This window comes from Pseudomonas putida, from assembly GCF_002906855.1.
GTDB classification, from domain to species: domain Bacteria; phylum Pseudomonadota; class Gammaproteobacteria; order Pseudomonadales; family Pseudomonadaceae; genus Aquipseudomonas; species Aquipseudomonas putida_N.
In genome coordinates, this window is record NZ_MINI01000038.1 from 1,092,720 (window position 1) to 1,113,476 (window position 20,757).

The following is a 20,757-nucleotide window of genomic DNA, read 5'->3' on the forward strand; positions in this document are numbered from 1 at the left end:
CACGGGATCCTCTTACAGACCACGGGCCACGGCTTTGTCGATCAGCCAGTTCAGCGAAGGGCCACGGTCGCTGTTGACCGCGGCCGGGCGGCCGGCGAGTTCAGCCGGCAGGGCGCTGTCGGGCTTGATCTGCACGCGGATGTCGGAGGCCAGGTCATCGCTGTTGAGGCTGGCGCTGCTGACGATCTGGCCAGTGCGCACGTCGTCTTCGCCGGCCACCTGGAAGTTGACCCGGGTACCTGGCTTGACCTCGTCGAACTGGCGGTAGCTGAAGCGCGCCTCGACCATCGGGGTGGTGGTGCGCGGCACCAGCTGGAAGATCGGCTGGCCCTTGGCGGCGTACTGGCCGTCGTCCACCAGTTGGCGGGCGATCACGCAATCGCAAGGGCTGGTGAGGGTGCCGGAGAGCTGCTTGCCGAACAGCTCCTCGATCTTCGCCGGCTCCAGTTGCGAGTCGTCCAGGTTGCCCTTGAGCATGTCCAGCATGCTGGTGGTGAAGCTGGCCAGCGGCGCGCCCTTGACGATCTGCCCACCGGTTTCGGCCAGGCTGTTGACGGTACCGTCGCGCGGCATGGTGACGGTGGTGGTCGGCACGGCGACCACGCCGGCTTCGGCATGGCTGACGAAGTACATGCCGTACAGCGACTTGGCGACGAAGCCGAACGCGGCCACGCCGACCACGAACACGCCGAGGGTCACGGTCACCGCCTTGAGCCGGCCGAAGGCGGACAGGCCGGAGCCCCCATCCTTCTGTTTGCGGGCCTTGGTGAAGTTGTCGCGCTGCAGGGTGCTGAGTACGTCGCCTGCGGTGATCAACTCACCCGACAGGTGGCTGGTGATGATGTGGCGCAGGGTGGCGATGTCGCGGGGTTCGAGGTTCTGGAACTGCGCACCGGTACGGCCGCTGCCGCTGTTGTAGCCGCGCACCTGGAACTCGATGTCCATCGACAGGCCGAGGTTGTCGACCGTGAACTGCAGGCGACCGCGCAGTACTTCACCGACCGACAGTGGCTGTTTGGTGTGGAAGCTCAGGCCACCGGCGGAGAGGTCGTCGACCTTCACATCGTGGGCCTGGCGCTCTTTGTCGAGGAAGCGCAGCTTGGCCGGGATGCGCACTCGGGCGTGTTGGCGCTGGGCTTCGGACTCATGCACGACGTTGACGTTCACGGCGGTATTCATCTGGGTTTGTTCCTGTTAGTTCCGATCCGGGTTGGGCTCACACGACCATGAACAGCACAGCGACGAAGATGCTGGCAGCCGAGAAGGTCATGGTCCGCGAGGACCAGGTGTTGAACCATTGTTGAAAACTGGCGAGGTCACGCTTGAGGGCAGTCGGTTGGCGGGTCCAGGACTGCTTGTCGAGGCGGAAGAACACGTAGATCTTCATCAGCGCGCCGACGATCTGGTTGTAATAGAGAATCAGCGGGTAGGCCGGGCCTACGTTGTGGCCGGAGCACAGCAGCATGATGGTGAGGATCAGGCGGGTGATGCCGATCCACAGCAGATACACCAGCAGGAACGCCATACCGAACTTGAGGCTGGCGATCACCGCCACGGTCAGCCCGAGCAGGCTGGTCCACATCGACACGCGCTGGTCGAACAGCACGATGCTGGTAAACAGGCCCAGGCGGCGCAGGCCGAGGCCCAGGGCACGGGAGTTCTGCCGCAGGTTGTTGCCGTACCAGCGGTACATCAGCTTGCGGCTGGCCTTGAGAAAGCTCTTTTCCGGCGGGTGCTCGACCGTGTTGATCGCGGCGTCCGGCACGTAGAAGGTGTCGTAGCCCAGGCGCATCAGGCTGAACCAGCTGGACTTGTCGTCACCGGTGAGGAACTTGAAGCGGCCCAGGCGCCAGTGCATCAGCGAGTCGCTTTCGACGTCGGCGATGAACTCGGGGTTGGTCACAACGCTTGCGCGGAACATCGACATGCGCCCGGTCATGGTCAGCACGCGCTTGGACAGGGCCATCGAGCACATGTTGATGTGGCGCTGGGCGAAGCGCAGCTTGTGCCACTCGCTCATGATGTAGCCGCCGCGCACTTCGCAGAACTCGTTGGTGGTCAGGCCGCCGACGTTGGGGAACAGCTTGAACCACGGCACGGTCTTGCGTACCACGCCTTCGCCGAGCACGGTGTCGCCGTCGATCACCGCGACCACGGCGTTTTCGTCCGGCAGCATCCGCGAGATGGCGCGGAAGCCGTAGGCCAGGCCGTCGCGCTTGCCGGTACCGGCGATGCGCACGATGTCCAGTTTGACGTGGGCGGGCGGGTTGTAGCGGGCCCACAGGCTCTTCACCAGCAGTTCATCGGACATTTCCACCAGCGAGCAGACCACGGTGGTGGGATAGCCGCATTCGATCGCCTCGCGAATCACCGAGCTGTACACCTGGGCAGTGGTCAGCGCTTCGATACGGAAGCTGGTGACCATCAGGTATACATGCGACGGCGCGGCGGAGTCGCCCATCTTTTGTACTTTGCGGCGCAGGTACGGGTAGACGCCGTAGAGGAAGATCATGCCGCGGATGAAATGGGTGGCGCCCATGGAATAGCGCCAGATGCCGACTGCGCCGACCAGGAAGATGAAGTGCTTCGACTGCGAGTCGAAGATATCGGCTGGCAGGGCCAGGGCGATCAGCATGAGCAGGCTCATGTAGAGCAGCCACCCGGCGCACTGCAACAGCACAGTCTGGAGCCTTTGCATGTTCAGCATCCGTCGAGAATTCGGGAAAGGGTGGGCAGCGCAGGTGCCGCTCTTGCAAGAGCACCCCGCTGCCCGGTCGAGCACTTACCAGCAGATGCCTTCGGTACGACTGGTGGTGCAGGTCGGCTTGCCCATGAAGCCGACCAGGTCGATCACCTGCTTGCCGGCCGGCGCTTGCTCGGCAAGGGCGCGGAACTGCTCGTCACGGTTGCCCAGGACGATGATGTCGGCGTTGGCGATGACCTTCTGGAAGTCGGCGTTGAGCAGCGACGAGACGTGCGGAATCTTCGACTCGATGTACTCCTTGTTCGCCCCATGGACGCGGGCGTACTCGACGTTCTCGTCGTAGATATCCAGCTGGTAGCCCTTGCCGATCAGGCGCTCGGCCAGTTCGACCAGTGGGCTCTCACGCAGGTCGTCGGTGCCGGCCTTGAAGCTCAGGCCGAGCAGGGCGACCCTGCGCTTGTCGTGGGCTTCGATCAGCTCGAATGCGTTCTGCACCTGCGATTCGTTGCTGCGCATCAGCGAGTCGAGCAGCGGTGCACGGACGTCGAGGGACGCGGCGCGGTAGGTGAGAGCACGCACGTCTTTGGGCAGGCACGAGCCACCGAAGGCAAAGCCAGGGCGCATGTAGTACTGCGACAGGTTCAGCACCTTGTCCTGGCAGACCACGTCCATCACGTCACGGCCATCCACGCCGACGGCCTTGGCGATGTTGCCGATCTCGTTGGCGAAGGTGACCTTGGTGGCGTGCCACACGTTGCAGGTGTACTTGATCATCTCGGCCACTTCGATCGGCTTGCGAATGACCGGCGCGTCGAGTTCTTCGTACAGTGCTTGCAGCACGTCACCGCTGGCGCTGTCCAGTTCACCGATGACGGTCATCGGTGGGTGGTCGTAGTCCTTGATCGCGGTACTTTCACGCAGGAACTCCGGGTTGACGGCCACGCCGAAGTCGACGCCGGCCTTTTTGCCTGAGCAGTCTTCGAGAATCGGGATCACCACGCTCTTCACGGTGCCCGGCAGCACGGTGCTGCGGACCACGATGGTGTGGCGACGATCGCTGTCGCGCAGTACGTAGCCGATTTCGCGGCACACCGACTCGATGTATTCCAGGCCCAGGTCGCCGTTTTTCTTGCTCGGGGTGCCGACGCAGATCATCGACACGTCGCTGGCGCGGATGGCCTCGGCGAAGTCGGTGGTGCCACGCAGGCGGCCGTTGGCGATGCCTTGTTGCAGCAGTGCTTCCAGGCCAGGTTCGACGATCGGCGACTTGCCCTGATTGATCAGGTCGATCTTGGTCTTGGACACGTCCACACCAATCACGTCATGGCCCCGCGCCGTCAGGCAGCCTGCACACACCGCACCCACATAACCCAAACCAAAGATGCTGATACGCATCGCTATCACCTCATGTGTTTATCACGCCAGCTCTTCCGGAAAGAGCCGGACTGGGTTGATTAACAACAGTTTTCGGGCGCACGGATCCATGGGCGAAAGCTCACTTCGCCGAGCGCAGGCATGAATAAATCCGTCGCGCACAAAGTTGTGCACTAAAAGTTGGCAGTATTAAGCCAGTCTTTAAAAGGCGTGCCCTGTCATGCAGCCGTCTTTATTGCAAAGCGCTACTTGGTGCTTTGCTGTGCTTGTTCTTTCAAGTGGAAAAATCCTTTGAAATCAACCACTAGGACGAGTTTAAAGGGGCGCGTTACTCCTCGGTTGGCAGTGCCAGTGGGGGTTCCCGTTGCACTTGCCAGGTTATCGAAGCGGGTAGTAATACCTGCTGGTTGTCATCTGTAAGTCATCTCTCACACCCCAGGGGCAGGAAATTCGTTACGGCACTATGAGCGATAGGTCGCAGGAGAAGTTCCTGAGCGGGTTCCGCTTCGATGAAAAATTTCTAAATAATTTTTCAGTAGCAAATACTTTCAAATTGATAGCACGTCACAGTTTCACCCCCAGTTATAAAGGACGAGAGTGAAGCGCGGTGTTGTTATGCCACCATGAAAAAATATTTTTCAAAATTCGTCAAAAAAGCACGAACGGTCTTATGACGTTTGGCGATAGACGGGTAATCGTCGGGTTTTTGGCGCCTGACTATTGACTTGAAGGCTATTTGCAATCGCCCTGCAATGGGGCACAGGTTGGCACATATCCGGTAACACACAAAGGCCTCACACAAGCTAAGGCTTTTCCGGCGACTGCCGTTACCCCCTTTGGACGCTCTGTGGAGCTGTTCATGTACGAAGGAGCGTCTTGGGCAACCTCGGGCCGCTGGCCACCGCGGGCGTCTCATCCATCAATCACATGGAAGAGGCGAGAGAAAGCTTATGAAGAAGACAACACAGGTAGTGATCGGCGGGGCATCGCTGCTGCTGGCTGGCATGGTGCAGGCGGGTCCCCCCGTTGAAGTGATCATCAAGAATCTTGGCACGCAAGCCGCGACGATGAAGCTGGTGACCTCCAATGAAACCAGCACCTACCAGATAGCCAACCCAAAACCCTCCAAGACAATCCAGGCTGGATCGTCGACTCCTATGCGCGTTCAGCGGGTTGTCAGCCCGGATGTGAATGCAGCCATGATCCGGTACACGATCGGCGGGAAGACCTGTGCTTTCGGTACGACATTCCAGATGCGAACGTTACCTGGAGGCATCAAACAGCCCGAGTGGACCAAAACGGCCACCCCGAGTGGAGGGGCGACCTGTACGGCCACGATCACCAGTACTGCCGCAGATTATTCATGGAAAGCTGAATTCACCATGAAGTGACAGTCAGGCGAACAGTGCACTGCTTTGGTTAACTCAAGGCAGTGCATGTGTTTAGCAACTGTATCGGGATCATGTGCTTGAGAGGGTTTGATTAATGGATGCCATCAACGGTCGTTCCGTCGCGCGTAGTGAGTCAGGCGCGCTGCAAACTATTAGGCAGGCGGATAAAGCGAGTACTCTGAACACCCAACTTCCCATCGCACAGTCGGACAGCTCAGATGAGCAGCTATCAAGTCTGGCCAAGAAACTGAGTGCTGCCGCTGAGCTGGCGGCGCAGCGTGACAGCCGTCTTTCACGCCAGGAATTGGCCGATCTGGCTGCAAGGATCATGGATCGGCTTGGCGGTCTAAGCTACTCATTAGCAAAGGATTTTTATGACTCGCAGTTGCCTGATACGCATGATGAGGAGTGGCGTGAACGCGCACGGCAGGCGAATGATTTTGCCAAGGGAAGAGGAGAAAATCCCTTCAAAGGGCTGCCTCGTGAACAACTTAGCTTGATTGTACATGATGAGAGCGGAGCCTTTACCGTAAGTGAGCGCCGTGCTGCATTGATGGAAAAAACAGATCAGCACAATCAGTGGGCCCACTCCATCATTGGCAAGATGAATGCTGAATATCAATTGACGGGGCGTACTGATCAGGGCTTGCGCGAAATTCTTGATTTTTATAATTCACTACCGCCTATAGAAGTGGCCGAATATGGGAACTACGAGGCCAATATCATGATGCAGTTATCCCTGCAGGAGGTAGAGTGGCCAGCGTCCAATACTTCATTGATCGACCTGATTGCCAAACAATGGAAAACGGAAGAAACCTCGTCCTCAGTGCCGTTTGATCCCACCTCTGATGCCATTGGCAAGGGGGGCAGCAAGGGATGACCTCGATTATTGCCCTGCACGGCGTCACACGTAGGCTGGGAGGTGAAGCCGTCCTCCAGGACGTATCGTTTTCCCTTCCCGCAGGCCAATCCTGCGCCATCGTCGGTGCCTCCGGCTCTGGCAAAAGCACACTGCTCAATCTGATCGGTCTCCTTGACCAGCCGTGTCACGGGCGCCTGGTACTGGATGGGAGTGAGGTAGCCCAGGCCGATGCCGATCAGCGTGCTATTACACGTAATCGCCTGCTTGGTTTCGTGTTCCAGAGCTTCAACCTGCTGCCCCGACTGTCCGTGCTGGACAATGTTGCGCTGCCGTTGAGCTACCGCGGCATCCGCCTGGCGTCGGCTCGGCAGATCGCCAAGGTCCAGTTGGAGAAAGTCGGCCTGGCGCCTCGTGCGAAGTATCACCCGGCCGACCTCTCCGGCGGCCAGCGGCAGCGAGTGGCAATTGCCAGGGCTCTGGTTACGGAACCACGGATTCTGCTGGCCGATGAGCCCACAGGCAATCTGGATGGTGACACGGCGCAGGACATCATCGAGCTGCTCACGACGTTGAACCGGGAGCAGTTCATGACGCTGCTGATGGTGACGCACGACCCGGCCATGGCGCAGTGCATGGATCGCTGCCTGCTGGTTCGCAACGGTGGCGTATTCGATGCCTGAAGCCGCCTACGGCCCAGGCTGGCCGCAACGCTTCAGCGAGGCCCTGTTCAGCGTTCGGCAGCTTGGTGCCCGGGCCTGGCTTGCGCTGTTTGGCATCGCAGTCGGTTGTGCCGCACTGGTGGCCCTGATGAATATCGGCCACAGCGCAGCACAGTATGCCCGGCAATTGTTCCAGGGGCTGGGTAGCGAATTGCTGGTCGTCAACCTGAAAGCCACGGTCGAAGGCGGCGCGCCCGTGCGTCTGCAACCTTTCGAGTTGCCGCCGGGCATCCGAGCTGTGGCCCCCTTGGCAGCTGGTGTGTTCGCTGTGCAGTTCAACGGGGGAAGCATCGAGACCATGGTGGCAGGCAGCACTGCACAGCTGTTCGAGGTCGTCGACCTTCAGGCAGCCCGCGGCCGCTCGCTGTCTGCTTACGATGACCAGGCCGCGCATGTGCTGCTGGGGGCTTCGCTGGCGGCGCGGTTGCAGGTGAGGCCGGGTGACCGAGTGCAATTGGGTAGCTATCTGTTCGATGTGGTCGGTGTGCTCGCGCCACGTGGCTACAACCCGATGTTGCCGGTCAATTTCGACGATAGCGTTCTGATGCCTTTGCCAGGCACGCGTCGTTTGAGCCCGGTACCCGAGGTTGCAACGCTGATCGCGAAAGGGATCGATGCCTCAACCCTCACCCAGGCTGCACGTTCATTGGAACGCCATCTGCGCGCCAGGCTCACGCAGCATGACGTGGATGTCCAGTTACCCAGGCAGATGCTCGAAGGTATGGCCGGCCAGTCACGGGTGATGACCGGGCTGCTGGCCGGCACCGCCGCCGTTGCCCTGCTACTGGGGGGTGTCGGGGTGATGAATGTGATGGTGATGAACGTGACCCAGCGCCGACGCGAAATCGGGGTGCGCATGGCCCTGGGCGCGCGCAGTCGCGATATCGCCTGGCAGTTCCTGCTTGAGGCGTTGCTGTTGTCGGTGGCCGGAGCGCTGCTGGGCGCAGTGCTTGGCCTGGCGGCCGCGTGGTTGTTCGCCCGGGTTTCAGGGTGGGATCTTGCGCTCGATGCAAGGTCGCTTCCGGCGAGCATGGGCGTATCACTGACCCTGGGGTTGTTCTTCGGTTTGCAGCCCGCCCTATCTGCGGCGCGGCTTCAGCCTGTCGTCGCCTTGCGTGATGAGTAAGTGGCTGGCGATGACCTGCGCCTGGTCACTGCCCCTGTTCGGCCTGGCCGACAGCGCTTTGCAGCCCTCCCGTCCGACCTTGCATCAGGGTGGCTCGGTGAGTGCCTTGTCGGCGTTGCACAGTGAACCTGTGGATATCGACCTGGCCGATGCCGTTGCCCTGGCCCTGCGCGACAACCGGGCGATCCGCAGTGCTTACCTTGAGCGTGTCGCGCAAAAATTCGACCTGCGCGTGGCCCATGACCGGTTCGCCCCGCAGCTGTCGCTCAAGGCCCGCTACCTGGGCAATCGAAATCATGCCGATCGCTACCGGGAGGCGCAGCTGGCCCCGAGCGCCAGCCTGCTGACCCAATACGGTACGCGCCTCAACCTGGAGTGGGGCTACGGGCATACACAAGCCGATGGGGCGGGGCGGCGGTATCGGGATGGCGCCAGCCTGATGATCGTCCAGCCATTGCTGCGCGGCGCCGGGCGGGACATCGCCAGCGCGCCGCTGCGCCAGGCTTACCTGGCGGAGCAGTCGAACCGTCTGACGCTCGCCGACAACGTGGCCCAAGTCATTACCCGGACCCTGCTGTCGTACCGCGATCTGCTGCGCGCACAGGAGCAACTGCATATTGCCGAAGATGGCCTGTCGCGTTCCCGTCAGCTGGTGGAGGTGAACCGGGCGTTGATCGCTGCCGGGCGCATGGCAGCCTTCGAAGTCGTGCAGGCAGAAGCCGAGGTCGCCAGCCAGGAGCTGGCCCTCGAAGGCAGCCGCAACCAGCTGCAGCATAGCCGTGTGGCCCTGGCGCAATTGCTGGCCTTGGACCTTGCGACACCGTTACGGGCCGCGGAGCGGCTGCTGGCCGAGCATCAGCAGGTGAGCACCGAGCAGGCCCAGGCCAAGGCAGAAGCGCTGCAGCCGGCGTTTCTGATGCAGCGGCTGGCGGCCGAACAGGCGGCCATCGAGCTGCAGGTCGCAAGCAACGCGCAATGGTGGGATCTGTCACTGATCGGCGGGGCCAGCCAGGCCCGGGAACGTCCCGGCAGTGAGGCGACGTGGGAGCACTACCTAGGGCTGGAGCTGGAGATACCGATCGGTGACCAGAGCCGCCGCCAGGCGCAGGTGCGGGCCAAGGTTGAGGTGGAGAACCAGCGCTTGCGCCTGGCCGAATCCCGTCAGCAGCTTCAGCGCGAGGTGAGTACGGCAATACGCGATCTCCAGGTCCGCTGGCGGCAACTGGAGATCGCCAGGCGTGCGCTGGCCCTGACCCGGCGCAAGCTGGAAATCGAACAGCAAAAGCTCGCGGCAGGGCGCTCGAGCAATTTTCAGGTGCTCAGTTTCGAAAATGATCTGCGTCAGACGCAAAGCATGCAGCTTGAAGCGACGATCGCGTACCTGGATGCGCAAGTCATCCTCGATCAGGTCGTGGGGACCACCTTGGCCAACTGGGAGGTGGCCCTCAATGATTAAGCGGGGCTGTTGGCTGGCCGTCGCGGTGATGTGTGGCGAATTGGCGATGATGATCTGGCCCAGCGCAGTTCAGCCCCCCGAGCAGACGTGGCTGCGTGTCGAACCGCAATTGCTGGAAAGCCGTCTGGGGTTGGCGGGCAGGCTGCAGGCGGCCCGCCAGGTGACATTGAGCGCTCCGTTCGATGGTGTGGTAGCTGCAATACCCGCCCAGGATGGCCAGCGCGTTGAAGCGGGCCAACCCTTGATCAGCCTCGAGACTGCTCAGCTTGACATCCAGCTTCGCCAGGCCCGAACCGAGCGCCTCAAGGCCCAGGAGCAGCTTCTGCAGTTGCGTACCTGGGAAAGCGGCCCGCAGGTGGCGCGAGGCTTGCGCGCTGTAAGAGCGGCCCGCGCCGCGCTGGCGGCCACCCAGGCGAGCCTGGAGGACACCCGGCGTCTGTTCGAGCGTGGCATCGTCGCCCGTATGGAAGTCGCCAGCCTCGAACAACTGCACCAGACGCAGCGTCAGGCATTGCTGGATGCTGAACAGGAGTTGCTGTTGACGCGTGCGCGGGGGCAGGGCGATGCGTTGCTGATTGCGGAAATGGAGCTGGACAATGCGCAAGCGCGCTGGCAGGTCTTGACCAGAATGCGTGAGCAGCAGGTGATCGAGGCGCCTTTCACCGGCGTGCTCTTACCCGTGAGTACGGATGCCGGCCCCGCTGGCCGGCAGGTGCATGTCGGGCAAGCGGTGAGCCAGGGCATGCCGTTGTTGACCCTGGTCGACCTGGAGCGCTTGCAGGTGGTGGCCAGGCTGGAGGAGCACGATCTGGCCAAGGTGCGTGAAGGCATGCAGGTCGAGGCCGTCATCGCGGGGCAGCAGTTTGCAGGCCGCATCGACCGGATTGCCATGCAAGCAAGAGACGACACAGGGCAGGGGGCCTGGTACGACCTGCGAGTCAGTGTGGATTTGCCGGCTACGGCCCTGCAACTGGGCTTGCGCCTGGGCATGAGCGCGCAGTTGGCGCTGGTGCTTCACCGCCAGGAGCAGGCGATGGTGGTGCCTGCGCAGGCGTTGCAGGTGGACGAGGCCGGGCGCACCTATGTGCTGTTCCGGGCCGATGAAGGCCAGGCACCGCGTAAAGTGCCTGTCACGCCAGGCTCGACGGGGGTGCAGGGTGTCGAAGTTCAGGGGCTGGAGAGTGGTTACGTGCTGATACCGCCGGAGCCGCCAGGCGGCTCCGGCATCGATCAATCGGCTGGATGATCGCGCAGGAATACCAAATGATCGGCCTTCGACTGTTCGGCACTGTAGTAGTAGCCCTGCACGTCGAAGCGCTTGAGCTGCTCCGGGTCGTTGACCCGTTCCTGGATCACGAAGCGGCTCATCATGCCGCGAGCCTTCTTGGCGTAGAAGCTGATGATCTTGTATTGGCCATTCTTCAGGTCCTTGAAGTCGACGTTGGTCACCCGCCCCTTGAGCGCGCTGCGTTTCACCGCACTGAAGTATTCATTGCTGGCCAGGTTCAGCAGCAGGTCGTCGCCCTGGTCGGCCAGCGCCTGGTTCAGCCATTCACTGATACGCGTGCCCCAGAAGGCATACAGGTCCTTGCCGCGGGCATTGGCCAGCTTGGTGCCCATTTCCAGGCGGTAGGGCTGCATCAGGTCGAGCGGGCGCAGCAGGCCGTACAGGCCGGAGAGCATGCGCAGGTGCTCCTGGGCATAGCTGAAATCATCCTCGCCGAGGGTTTCGGCATCCAGGCCGGTGTACACGTCACCTTTGAACGCCAGCAGTGCCTGCTTGGCGTTGGCCGGGGTGAAGTCCGGGGTCCAGCTGCCGAAGCGCGCGGCATTGAGGCCGGCTAGCTTGTCGGACAGGTGCATCAGCTCGCTGATCTGCGCCGGCGACAGCTCGCGCAGCTGCAGGATCAGTTCCTGGGAATCGTCCAGGTATTGCGGCAGGGTGAAGCGCTCGGTCACCGGCGCGGTGTCGTAGTCGAGGGTCTTGGCGGGGGAAATCACCGTCAGCATCGGGTCGGCTCCTGGAATCGTTGCGGGGAATTCTACGGATCGCGGCCGGTAACGCCAAACTATGGCGACAATAGTCACAGACCATCGCCAAAGCAGGCGTTATAGTGCGCGTTTTGGCTGTCACGGAGAGACTGATCGTGCGCATTGCCGGGGCCTTGCTGGCCACCTTGTTGAGCCTGGCCGCCCAGGCCGCCCCCATGCCGTCGGCCAGCCTGGACCGCAGCCAGTGGCCCGAGCAGCTGGACAGCCCGGTGCTGTTCGACGTCGCCTCGCGGGCCGAGATCCTGTCGTTTGCCCAGGTGCTGCATGAAAGCGAGCTGCTCGACGATGGTGCATTGGCTGCGCGCTTGGGGCTGAGGCAGATCAACCTGCAGAAGGTTCGCGCCGTGCGCGCGCAGATGTGGCAGCGGTTGTGGCAGGGCTATCAGCAGGCCCAGCGCAGTTGCGAGCAGGACGCCTCGTTCTGCTATTTGCTCGAATCCATGGCTGACTTGCGCACCAGAGCAGCGACATTCGCTACCGATGTCGGCACGTTCTATACCGGTTGGATCGAGCCCAGTCATCAGTTTCATGTGCGTTATCTGGATGAGCAACTGCGCAAGGCCGCGCTGCTGCCGCAGACCAGCAGTGAGGTCGAGCGCCTGTCCAGCCGCGAGCGCAATGGCGATGAACTGAACGACCGCATGTTCCTGTTGACCTTCGTCGGTGGCCCGGGGCCCGATGGTGGTAGCACCGATGCGCTGACCGAATACCTGCGCAAGCAGAAGCTGCAGGGCACCTTCTTTGTCTTGGGCAATCGCCTGCAGCAGCGGCGCGATACCGGCGCGGCCAATGCGCTGGCCCAGCTCTACGCCGGCCAATGCGTGGGCATCCAGGGGTGGGAATATCGCTCCCACGCCCAGTGGCAGGGTTGGCAGGACTCGATCAAGCGCGCCCAGGGGCGGGTCCAGGCCGACCTGCCAGCGCAATACGTGCCGCTGTTCCGCCCGCCCTACGGCCAGCGTCGGGCTGACGGAGAAGCGTTCATGGCCAGCCAGCAGCTAAGGGTTTCGCTATGGGATATCGACGCTCAGGATGATGGCCCGCTGACTGCCGACGCTTCGGCCCAGCGGGTGCTGACCTTGATGCTGCTATGGCGCAAGGGGGTGATCCAGTTCCATGACAGCCTGCCCAAGGCGCAGCCGGCGGTCGAGTGGTTGCTGCACAACACGGTGCAGAGCGGGATCGGCTGGGAAGACTGCCGTGATTACGCGTATCGCGAATAGAGGGTATGACTTTTGACTGTAGTCCCGTCTGGCGTTGCCGCCAAGCGCTCTTCGTCAATCGGAAAAATAAACTTCAAAATCTCGTAAAAATGCTTTTTTCGGTCATGGTTTTTGCGGTATGAAGAAACCAGACAGCCGAATCCTGCAGCACAGGTGGCGTCATCCACCCCACCTTGCCAGGTACGCTTCCCGCCCGTAGCAACGCGGATACGGGGAGAACGGCGGTCACTCTGCGGCGCACTACAGAGCGTGCCGTGTGGCTTCGACATAAGGTGACCGAGTATGGATGACCAAGGACGCAACCCTTCCTCCAGCAAGCCAATCCTCTATGTGCTCGATACCAACGTCCTGATTCACGACCCCAACGCATTACTCAACTTCGAGGAGCATCACGTCGCCATTCCGATGACGGTGCTGGAGGAACTCGACAAGCTCAAGACCGGTAAACAGACCATCGCCGCCGAATGTCGCCAGGCCATCCGCCTGATCGACCAGACCCTCGGTGACGCTTCGCCCAGCGATGTCGAGCAGGGCGTGCCGATCCAGCGCGGCAAGAGTGGGCCAAAGGGGTTCCTGTCGATCCTGATGAGCCCGCGCAACGAGCCCAGCAAGTTGCTGCCGGAAAACCTCAACGACAACATCATCATCAACACCTTGCTCGACGTAAGGACCCGGCGCACCGAACTGGACGTCGTGCTGGTCACCAAAGACATCAACATGCGCCTGAAGGCGCGCGCCTGCGGGATCGCGGCCGAGGACTACAGCACCGACCAACTGGTCGACGATGTGTCCTTGCTGTCCAAGGGCTATCACTCGGTCACCGGCTCGTTCTGGGACCGGGTCAGCAAGGTCGATACCCGCCAGGAGCGTGGCCGCACCTGGCATCGGGTACAAATGATCGACAACTTGCCCGCCGTGCACATCAACGAGTTCATCATCGACGAGCAAGGTTTTGTCGGCTGGGTAAAAGGCATCCGTAACGATGAACTGCTATTGCTCGACCTGCACCAGGAGCCATTGCTGCATCAGGAGGCCTGGGGCCTGAAGCCACGGGACATTCATCAGAGCCTGGCGCTGTTCGCCTTGCTCGACCCGGATATCCACCTTGTCAACCTGACCGGCGCTGCCGGCTCCGGCAAGACCATCCTGGCCCTGGCCGCAGCCATCGAGCAGACCATGGTCAGCAAGCGCTACCGGCGCATCATCGCCACCCGCAGCGTGCAGGGGCTGGACCAGGAGATCGGCTTCCTGCCGGGCACCGAGGCGGAAAAGATGGAACCTTGGCTGGGCGCCATCACCGACAACCTCGAAGCCTTGCACATGGATGATGAAAGCACCCATGGCAGCGTCGAATACATCCTCGAACGTGTGCCACTGCAGTTCAAGTCGTTGAACTACATCCGTGGGCGCAGCTTCCAGCAGAGCCTGATCCTGATCGACGAGTGCCAGAACCTGACGCCGCACCAGATGAAAACCATCATCACCCGTGCCGGCTCCGGGTCCAAGGTGGTGTGCCTGGGCAACCTGGCGCAGATCGACACGCCGTACCTGTCCGCGACCAGCTCGGGACTGACCTACCTGACCGAGCGCTTCAAGGACTTCCCCCATGGCGTGCACATCACCCTGCAGGGTGTGCCGCGCTCGGTGCTGGCCGAGTACGCCGAGTCGCATCTGTAACCCTCCTAGCCGGGTGGCTCGCCGCCCGGCTTTTTTCCGCTGCGCAATCCTGACCCACGGGTTTACACTCTCTGTTCCCTTCAAAGGAGCAGAGCAGTGCTGACTCATCTTGATTCCCAGGGGCGCGCCAATATGGTCGACGTCACTGAAAAGGCCGTGACCGAGCGCGAGGCCGTGGCCGAGGCGCGGGTGCGCATGTTGCCGCAGACCTTGCAGATGATCGTCGACGGCGAGCATCCCAAGGGCGATGTGTTCGCCGTGGCGCGCATTGCCGGTATCCAGGCGGCGAAGAAGACCAGCGACCTGATCCCGCTGTGCCACCCGCTGATGCTGACCAGCGTCAAGGTCGAACTGAGTGCCGACGGCGAAGATGCGGTGCATATCGTCGCCCGCTGCAAGCTGGCCGGGCAGACCGGCGTCGAGATGGAAGCGCTGACCGCCGCCAGCGTCGCAGCGCTGACGATCTACGACATGTGCAAGGCGGTGGACAAGGGCATGGTCATCGAGCAGGTGCGCCTGCTGGAAAAGGTTGGTGGCAAGAGCGGGCACTACAAGGTAGAAGTGTGATGAAGGTCAAAGTGATGTATTTCGCCCGTTACCGCGAGCTGCTGGGCGTCGATACCGAGCGCCTGGAAGGTGAGTTCAAGGTGGTCGATGATGTGCGCCAGGCGTTGGTGGCCAAGGGCGGACAGTACGCGGTGCTGGCCGAACAGAACCTGATGAGTGCGCGCAATGAAGAGCTGTGCAAGCTCGACGAGCCGCTGGAAGAGGGCGATGAAGTGGCGTTCTTCCCGCCGGTGACCGGAGGCTGAATATGGCAGTGCGAGTGCAACACGGCGCGTTCGACCCGGGGGCCGAGGTCAATGCCATGCATGCGGCCAATGTCGGCGTCGGCGCCGTGGTCGGTTTTGTTGGCTATGTGCGCGACTTCAACGATGGTCGGGACGTGGCGGGGATGTTCCTCGAGCATTACCCGGGCATGACCGAGAAGGCCCTGGCCAAGATCGTGGTCGAGGCCGAGCAGCGCTGGCCGTTGCTCAAGGTCGAAGTGCTGCACCGCATCGGTGCGCTTGAGCCGGGTGAGCCAATCGTCTTTGTCGGTGTGGCCAGTGCCCATCGGCAGGCGGCGTTCGATGCCTGCAACTTCATCATGGACTACCTGAAGACCCGGGCGCCGTTCTGGAAGAAGGAAAATACCCAGGATGGGCCGCGCTGGGTGGAAGGGAAGCAGAGTGACCAGGATGCTGCCGGGCGCTGGTAGCCCAGGCTGCGCGGATCTCTTGTAGGAGCGGCACAAGGCCGCTCCTACAAGGGTGCGGCTAGCGCTGATAAATCAGTGATGCTTGCGCGGTACCGGCTTCAAAAGCTCATCTGGCGGCATCTCGCACTTGATCTTGCGGCCCAGCAGCTCTTCGATAGCCGGCAGCTGGTAGGAGTCATCCTCACCGGCAAAGCTGATCGACACGCCATCGGCGCCCGCACGCCCGGTACGGCCGATACGGTGGACATAGTCGTCCGGGTCTTCCGGCAGCGTGAAGTTGATCACATGGCTGATGCCATCGATATGGATGCCACGGCCTGCCACGTCAGTGGCCACCAGCACCGTGACCCGGCCTTCACGGAAGTTCTCCAGGGTGCGAATACGTTTGTGCTGCGGCACATCGCCCGATAACTGCGCGGCATTGATACCATCGCGCACGAGTTTTTCCTCGATTCGCCGTACCTCGTCCTTGCGGTTGGCGAACACCATTACCCGTTCCCACTTGTTCTGGGTCACCAGGTTGTACAGCAGCTTGTACTTGTCGCTGCCGGCCACCGCATATACGTGTTGCTCGACCGTCTCGCTGGCGACGTTCTCCGGCTCGATCTCGACGATCGCCGGGTTGGTGGTCCACTGCTTGGCCAGGTTCATCACGTCTTCGGTGAAGGTGGCGGAGAACAGCAGGGTCTGGCGTTCGCTCTTCGGCGGGGTCTGGCGGATGATCTGCCGTACCTGGGGGATGAAGCCCATGTCGAGCATGCGGTCGGCTTCATCCAGCACCATCACCTCGACCATGTCCAGGTGCACTTCGCCGCGCTGGTTGAAGTCCAGCAAACGGCCCGGGGTGGCCACCAGGATGTCGCAATGGCGGGCTTCCAGGGCCTTGAGCTGCTTGTCGAAGTCCATGCCACCGACGAAGCTCATCACGTTCAGGCCGGTGTACTTGGTCAGGGCGACGGCGTCCTTGGCGATCTGCACCACCAGCTCGCGGGTTGGCGCGATGATCAGCGCGCGCGGCTCGCCCATGTAGCGCTCTTTCGGCGGCGGCGTCTGCTGCAGCTGGGAAATGATCGAAATCAGGAACGCCGCCGTCTTGCCAGTACCGGTCTGGGCGCGACCGATGGCATCCTGGCCTGCCAGGGTGTAACCCAGCACCTGCGCCTGGATCGGGGTGCAGTAAGGGAAACCGAGGTCGTGGATGGCATGCATCAGCTCGTTGGAGAGTTTGAAGTCGTGGAAGCGGGTCTTGCCTTCCTGCGGCTCGACCACGAAGTCTTCCGGCTTCCACAGACTCGCCTGGGGCTTGGGCTTGCGTTCGCGATGTGGTCTGTCCTTGGCCGGCTTGTCGGCAGGCGCTGGGGCGTCGGCGGCTGCTTCTACCTTGGCGGCGGGCTTGGCGGAGGGCTTGGCGCGTGGCGCGGCCGGTTTCGGTTCGGGCCGGGCCTCTGCGGTGGGGGCGGGCGCCGTTGGCGTCACGCTGGCAGCAGGAGCGACGGCCTGTGGCGCGGCGTCTCCTTTGCCGAATATTTTCTTGAGTGCCTTGAGCACGATCGTCTCATCAACTGGTTAAGGAATGTACGCCGGGCAGTGTAATGCAAGATCTGGGCGCGGCGTAGCGGAAAACTCCCACAACTACAGGTGGGGTTGGCTTATTGCAATTGCTTGCTCAGCCAGTCGTGGATATCGCTTAGTTCCTCGACCACCACCTCGTGCTCCATCGGGTATTCGTGCCAGCGTGCGGCGACACCCCAGGTGTTGAGGTATTCGAACGCGGTACGGCCCATGGACGGAATCACCACCGGGTCGTGCACGCCGTGCAGGCACAGGGCCGGGGTACGTTGCTGGCAGGCGCTCAGCTGGTGGCTGTCGGTGAAGGTCGGGGCATAGGTGGACAGGGCGATCACGCCGCCCAGCGCTTCCTGCCACTTTATATAGGCGGTGTGCAGCACCACCGCACCGCCCTGGGAGAAACCGGCGAGGAAGATCCGCGACAGGTTGATGCCTTTGGCCTGCTCAGCCTTGATCAGGCCGATGATCTGCTCGGCTGATTCTTCCAGCTGCGCTTCGTCGATGGCGCGGGCCGGGGTCATGGCCTTGATGTCGTACCAGCTGGGCATGGCGTAGCCGCCGTTGATGGTCACCGGGCGGGTCGGTGCCTGGGGCATGACGAAGCGGGTGCTGGGCAGGCGTTCCTGCATGAATTCAGCCACAGGTAGGAAGTCGTAACGGTCGGCACCCAAACCGTGCAACCAGATCACACAGGCGTCGGCGGTTTTCTGGGGTTCGAGAATCAGCGGGTTGGTCATGACTGCTCCGAAAGAGTGCGGGTCTTGTTATGGCGTGCATGAAAAGAAGGCGCTGCAATTGATTGTCAGAAAAAGAATGTCGCAACGATACAACTTTCCCTACTTGACGATCGCTTAAACGCTACAGCCAACAAATCTGGTACGCGCTTTGCAATTCTTCATTCGATGCAAAGGGCAGGCCGTGACGGTAACACCCTTTGCACGCGAAGGCTGTCACAGAACAGCCCATTGCGCCAATTGACCCAAGAACAAGCCAACACGGGTCGGATGCGCCTCATAAGGGTGCGGTGCAATTCCGGCTCATACAACAAGAGCGATTTGGAGGTTGTGAATGAAGATGTTGAAAACCGCCCTGGCAGTCCTGACCGCTGCCGCTGCGCTGGGCGCCGTGAGCACCGCCCAGGCCGGCGCCACCCTCGATGCGGTAAAGAAGAAGGGCTTCGTCCAGTGTGGCGTGAGCGACGGTCTTCCAGGCTTCTCGGTCCCTGATGCGCAGGGCAAGATCGTCGGTATTGACGCCGACGTCTGCCGCGCCGTGGCCGCCGCCGTGTTCGGTGATGCGACCAAGGTCAAGTTCAGCCAGCTCAACGCCAAGGAACGCTTCACCGCACTGCAGTCGGGTGAAGTCGACGTGCTGTCGCGCAACACCACCTGGACCAGCTCTCGCGATGCCGGCATGGGCTTGGTATTCGCCGGTGTCACCTACTACGACGGCGTTGGCTTCCTGGTCAACAAGAAGCTCGGCGTTTCCAGCGCCAAGGAACTCGACGGCGCGACCATTTGCATCCAGGCCGGTACCACCACCGAACTGAACGTGTCGGACTTCTTCCGTGCCAATGGCCTGAAGTACACCCCGATCACCTTCGATACCTCCGATGAAAGCGCCAAGTCGCTTGAGTCCGGCCGTTGCGACGTGCTGACCTCGGACAAGTCGCAGCTGTTCGCCCAGCGCTCCAAGCTGGCCGCGCCGACCGACTACGTGGTACTGCCGGAAACCATCTCCAAGGAGCCTCTGGGCCCGGTGGTGCGTAAGGGCGACGAGGACTGGTTCAGCATCGTCAAGTGGACCCTGTTCGCCATGCTCAATGCCGAAGAGGCCGGCATCACCTCGAAGAACGTCGAGGCCGAGGCCAAGTCCACCAAGAACCCGGACGTCGCCCGCCTGCTGGGCGCGGACGGTGAATATGGCAAGGACCTCAAGCTGCCCAAAGACTGGGTAGTGCAGATCGTCAAGCAAGTCGGCAACTACGGCGAAGTGTTCGAGAAGAACCTGGGCCAGAGCACCGACCTGAAGATCGACCGTGGCATGAACGCCCTGTGGAACAACGGCGGCATCCAGTACGCGCCACCTGTGCGCTGATGGCTGCACCCTGCGGCGGCATCCCGTCGCCGCAGGTTGTTCGAATCCCTATTTTTCGGGGCACTTCATGCAAAATCAAATTGGCGCACCCAAGGGGCTGTCCCTGAACGACCCGCGTGTGCGCGCCTGGCTGTTCCAGATTCTCACCATCATCTTCGTGGTGGGCCTGGGCTGGTATCTGTTCCACAACACCCAGACCAACCTGCAACACCGGGGTATCACCTCGGGTTTTGACTTCCTCGAGCGTAGCGCCGGCTTCGGCATCGCCCAGCACCTGATTCCCTACGTGGAGTCCGACAGCTATGCGCGGGTGTTCGTCATCGGCCTGCTCAATACCCTGCTGGTGACGTTCATTGGCGTGATCCTGGCGACCGTCCTCGGCTTCATCATCGGCGTGGCGCGGCTGTCGCCCAACTGGATGATCAGCAAGCTGGCGACCGTGTATGTGGAAACCTTCCGCAACATCCCGCCACTGCTGCAGATCCTGTTCTGGTACTTCGCGGTGTTCCTGACCCTGCCGGGGCCAAGGGGCAGCATCAACATCGACGACACTTTCTTCATCAGCAACCGCGGCCTGAACATGCCCGGTGCGTCGATGGCGGAGGGTTTCTGGCCGTTCGTCGTTGCTCTGCTGCTGGCGCTGGTGGCGATCGTGGCGATGGTGCGTTACGCCAACAAGCGTTTCGACGAAACCGGCGAGCCGTTCCACAAGTTCTGGGTGGGGCTGGCGCTGCTCATCGCCATTCCAGGCGCCTGCGCGCTGCTGTTCGGCAGTCCGGTGCATTGGGAGGTGCCGCAGCTCAAGGGCTTCAACTTCGTCGGCGGTTGGGTGTTGATCCCTGAACTGCTGGCGCTGACCCTGGCGTTGACCATCTACACGGCGGCCTTCATTGCCGAGATCGTGCGTTCGGGCATTCGTTCGGTGAGCCACGGCCAGACCGAAGCCGCCCATTCGCTCGGCCTGCGCGACGGCCCGACCCTGCGCAAGGTGATTATTCCCCAGGCACTGCGGGTGATCATTCCGCCACTGACCAGCCAGTACCTGAACCTGGCGAAGAACTCGTCGCTGGCAGCCGGTATCGGCTACCCGGAGATGGTCTCGCTGTTCGCCGGTACCGTGCTCAACCAGACCGGCCAGGCCATTGAGGTGATCGCCATCACCATGAGTGTCTATCTCGCCATCAGCATCAGCATTTCGCTGCTGATGAACTGGTACAACAAGCGCATCGCGCTGATCGAGCGGTGA

At 61.8% G+C, this 20,757-nt stretch carries 19 protein-coding genes; 13 read left to right on the forward strand and 6 right to left on the reverse strand.

Annotated elements, in window-relative coordinates; genetic code table 11:
• Positions 1–12 precede the first annotated feature (12 nt).
• From BGP85_RS17665 to BGP85_RS17675, 3 genes are all read right to left on the reverse strand, one after another.
• On the reverse strand, positions 13–1,179 hold the full coding sequence (locus BGP85_RS17665) for an alginate biosynthesis protein Alg44 (RefSeq protein ID WP_103449155.1): 1,167 nt from the start codon (positions 1,177–1,179) through the stop codon (positions 13–15).
• A 37-nt stretch (positions 1,180–1,216) separates the two neighbouring features.
• On the reverse strand, positions 1,217–2,698 hold the full coding sequence (locus BGP85_RS17670; RefSeq protein WP_181004534.1) for a glycosyltransferase family 2 protein: 1,482 nt from the start codon (positions 2,696–2,698) through the stop codon (positions 1,217–1,219).
• A gap of 84 nt (positions 2,699–2,782) precedes the next feature.
• The gene (locus tag BGP85_RS17675; RefSeq protein WP_103449158.1) at positions 2,783–4,099 is read right to left on the reverse strand and encodes a nucleotide sugar dehydrogenase; all 1,317 of its coding nucleotides are present in this window, start codon (positions 4,097–4,099) and stop codon (positions 2,783–2,785) included.
• A 929-nt stretch (positions 4,100–5,028) separates the two neighbouring features.
• Between BGP85_RS17675 and BGP85_RS17680 the strand changes: the two genes are divergently transcribed.
• The 6 genes from BGP85_RS17680 (at position 5,029) to BGP85_RS17705 (ending at position 10,878) form a co-directional block, all read left to right on the forward strand.
• Complete coding sequence (locus tag BGP85_RS17680; RefSeq protein ID WP_103449160.1) at positions 5,029–5,469, forward strand: hypothetical protein; 441 nt, start codon at positions 5,029–5,031, stop codon at positions 5,467–5,469.
• A 94-nt stretch (positions 5,470–5,563) separates the two neighbouring features.
• Positions 5,564–6,349, forward strand: coding sequence for a hypothetical protein (locus tag BGP85_RS17685; RefSeq protein WP_103449161.1), 786 nt, complete (start codon positions 5,564–5,566; stop codon positions 6,347–6,349).
• Positions 6,346–7,011 (forward strand): ABC transporter ATP-binding protein, encoded by a 666-nt coding sequence (locus tag BGP85_RS17690; protein WP_103449163.1) that lies wholly within the window; start codon positions 6,346–6,348, stop codon positions 7,009–7,011. Before BGP85_RS17685 ends, BGP85_RS17690 begins: the two co-directional genes overlap by 4 nt.
• Positions 7,004–8,176 carry an ABC transporter permease gene (locus tag BGP85_RS17695; protein WP_103449165.1) on the forward strand — a complete coding sequence of 391 codons (1,173 nt, stop codon included), beginning with the start codon at positions 7,004–7,006 and terminating at the stop codon, positions 8,174–8,176. Before BGP85_RS17690 ends, BGP85_RS17695 begins: the two co-directional genes overlap by 8 nt.
• Positions 8,169–9,632 (forward strand): TolC family protein, encoded by a 1,464-nt coding sequence (locus BGP85_RS17700; RefSeq protein ID WP_103449167.1) that lies wholly within the window; start codon positions 8,169–8,171, stop codon positions 9,630–9,632. Before BGP85_RS17695 ends, BGP85_RS17700 begins: the two co-directional genes overlap by 8 nt.
• A complete protein-coding gene (locus BGP85_RS17705) occupies positions 9,625–10,878 on the forward strand; it encodes an efflux RND transporter periplasmic adaptor subunit (protein WP_181004535.1) in 1,254 nt (417 codons plus the stop codon). Before BGP85_RS17700 ends, BGP85_RS17705 begins: the two co-directional genes overlap by 8 nt.
• Here the strand turns inward: BGP85_RS17705 and yaaA are convergent.
• Positions 10,863–11,642, reverse strand: a complete 780-nt coding sequence (yaaA, locus tag BGP85_RS17710; protein ID WP_103449171.1) for a peroxide stress protein YaaA — start codon at positions 11,640–11,642, stop codon at positions 10,863–10,865. The genes BGP85_RS17705 and yaaA overlap by 16 nt on opposite strands.
• Positions 11,643–11,779: 137 nt before the next feature.
• On the opposite strand from yaaA, the gene BGP85_RS17715 reads away from it, so the two are divergent.
• From BGP85_RS17715 to moaE, 5 genes are all read left to right on the forward strand, one after another.
• Positions 11,780–12,907: a polysaccharide deacetylase family protein gene (locus BGP85_RS17715; RefSeq protein ID WP_103449173.1), complete on the forward strand. Its 1,128-nt coding sequence runs from the start codon at positions 11,780–11,782 to the stop codon at positions 12,905–12,907.
• Positions 12,908–13,189: 282 nt separating this feature from the next.
• Entirely contained in the window at positions 13,190–14,584 is a 1,395-nt protein-coding gene (locus BGP85_RS17720) for a PhoH family protein (protein WP_103449175.1), read from the forward strand.
• 96 nt (positions 14,585–14,680) lie between these two features.
• On the forward strand, positions 14,681–15,151 hold the full coding sequence (gene moaC / locus BGP85_RS17725) for a cyclic pyranopterin monophosphate synthase MoaC (RefSeq protein WP_103449177.1): 471 nt from the start codon (positions 14,681–14,683) through the stop codon (positions 15,149–15,151).
• Positions 15,151–15,396 carry a molybdopterin converting factor subunit 1 gene (moaD, locus tag BGP85_RS17730; RefSeq protein WP_103449179.1) on the forward strand — a complete coding sequence of 82 codons (246 nt, stop codon included), beginning with the start codon at positions 15,151–15,153 and terminating at the stop codon, positions 15,394–15,396. The genes moaC and moaD overlap by 1 nt, the downstream gene beginning before the upstream one ends.
• 2 nt (positions 15,397–15,398) lie before the next feature.
• Positions 15,399–15,845: a molybdopterin synthase catalytic subunit MoaE gene (gene moaE, locus BGP85_RS17735; RefSeq protein ID WP_099815832.1), complete on the forward strand. Its 447-nt coding sequence runs from the start codon at positions 15,399–15,401 to the stop codon at positions 15,843–15,845.
• Positions 15,846–15,917: 72 nt separating this feature from the next.
• Here the strand turns inward: moaE and rhlB are convergent, their stop codons facing one another.
• Complete coding sequence (gene rhlB / locus BGP85_RS17740; protein WP_103449181.1) at positions 15,918–17,393, reverse strand: ATP-dependent RNA helicase RhlB; 1,476 nt, start codon at positions 17,391–17,393, stop codon at positions 15,918–15,920.
• A gap of 101 nt (positions 17,394–17,494) precedes the next feature.
• On the reverse strand, positions 17,495–18,151 hold the full coding sequence (locus BGP85_RS17745) for an alpha/beta hydrolase (protein ID WP_103449183.1): 657 nt from the start codon (positions 18,149–18,151) through the stop codon (positions 17,495–17,497).
• Between the two features lie 331 nt (positions 18,152–18,482).
• Between BGP85_RS17745 and BGP85_RS17750 the strand changes: the two genes are divergently transcribed.
• Together BGP85_RS17750 and BGP85_RS17755 are read left to right on the forward strand one after the other, a co-directional pair.
• The gene (locus tag BGP85_RS17750) at positions 18,483–19,511 is read left to right on the forward strand and encodes an amino acid ABC transporter substrate-binding protein (protein WP_103449185.1); all 1,029 of its coding nucleotides are present in this window, start codon (positions 18,483–18,485) and stop codon (positions 19,509–19,511) included.
• Positions 19,512–19,578: 67 nt separating this feature from the next.
• Positions 19,579–20,757 (forward strand): amino acid ABC transporter permease, encoded by a 1,179-nt coding sequence (locus tag BGP85_RS17755; RefSeq protein WP_103449187.1) that lies wholly within the window; start codon positions 19,579–19,581, stop codon positions 20,755–20,757.

What these genes read in the sequence shown, in the direction of transcription:
- BGP85_RS17665 (WP_103449155.1), bottom strand. Translation starts at nt 1,179, where the DNA reads ATGAATACCGCCGTGAACGTCAACGTCGTGCATGAGTCCGAAGCCCAG.
- moaD (WP_103449179.1), top strand. Translation starts at nt 15,151, where the DNA reads ATGAAGGTCAAAGTGATGTATTTCGCCCGTTACCGCGAGCTGCTGGGC.
- BGP85_RS17755 (WP_103449187.1), top strand. Translation starts at nt 19,579, where the DNA reads ATGCAAAATCAAATTGGCGCACCCAAGGGGCTGTCCCTGAACGACCCG.
- BGP85_RS17685 (WP_103449161.1), top strand. Translation starts at nt 5,564, where the DNA reads ATGGATGCCATCAACGGTCGTTCCGTCGCGCGTAGTGAGTCAGGCGCG.
- BGP85_RS17695 (WP_103449165.1), top strand. Translation starts at nt 7,004, where the DNA reads ATGCCTGAAGCCGCCTACGGCCCAGGCTGGCCGCAACGCTTCAGCGAG.
- BGP85_RS17670 (WP_181004534.1), bottom strand. Translation starts at nt 2,698, where the DNA reads ATGCAAAGGCTCCAGACTGTGCTGTTGCAGTGCGCCGGGTGGCTGCTC.
- BGP85_RS17720 (WP_103449175.1), top strand. Translation starts at nt 13,190, where the DNA reads ATGGATGACCAAGGACGCAACCCTTCCTCCAGCAAGCCAATCCTCTAT.
- yaaA (WP_103449171.1), bottom strand. Translation starts at nt 11,642, where the DNA reads ATGCTGACGGTGATTTCCCCCGCCAAGACCCTCGACTACGACACCGCG.
- moaE (WP_099815832.1), top strand. Translation starts at nt 15,399, where the DNA reads ATGGCAGTGCGAGTGCAACACGGCGCGTTCGACCCGGGGGCCGAGGTC.
- BGP85_RS17745 (WP_103449183.1), bottom strand. Translation starts at nt 18,151, where the DNA reads ATGACCAACCCGCTGATTCTCGAACCCCAGAAAACCGCCGACGCCTGT.
- BGP85_RS17680 (WP_103449160.1), top strand. Translation starts at nt 5,029, where the DNA reads ATGAAGAAGACAACACAGGTAGTGATCGGCGGGGCATCGCTGCTGCTG.
- BGP85_RS17705 (WP_181004535.1), top strand. Translation starts at nt 9,625, where the DNA reads ATGATTAAGCGGGGCTGTTGGCTGGCCGTCGCGGTGATGTGTGGCGAA.
- BGP85_RS17690 (WP_103449163.1), top strand. Translation starts at nt 6,346, where the DNA reads ATGACCTCGATTATTGCCCTGCACGGCGTCACACGTAGGCTGGGAGGT.
- BGP85_RS17700 (WP_103449167.1), top strand. Translation starts at nt 8,169, where the DNA reads ATGAGTAAGTGGCTGGCGATGACCTGCGCCTGGTCACTGCCCCTGTTC.
- BGP85_RS17675 (WP_103449158.1), bottom strand. Translation starts at nt 4,099, where the DNA reads ATGCGTATCAGCATCTTTGGTTTGGGTTATGTGGGTGCGGTGTGTGCA.
- BGP85_RS17750 (WP_103449185.1), top strand. Translation starts at nt 18,483, where the DNA reads ATGAAGATGTTGAAAACCGCCCTGGCAGTCCTGACCGCTGCCGCTGCG.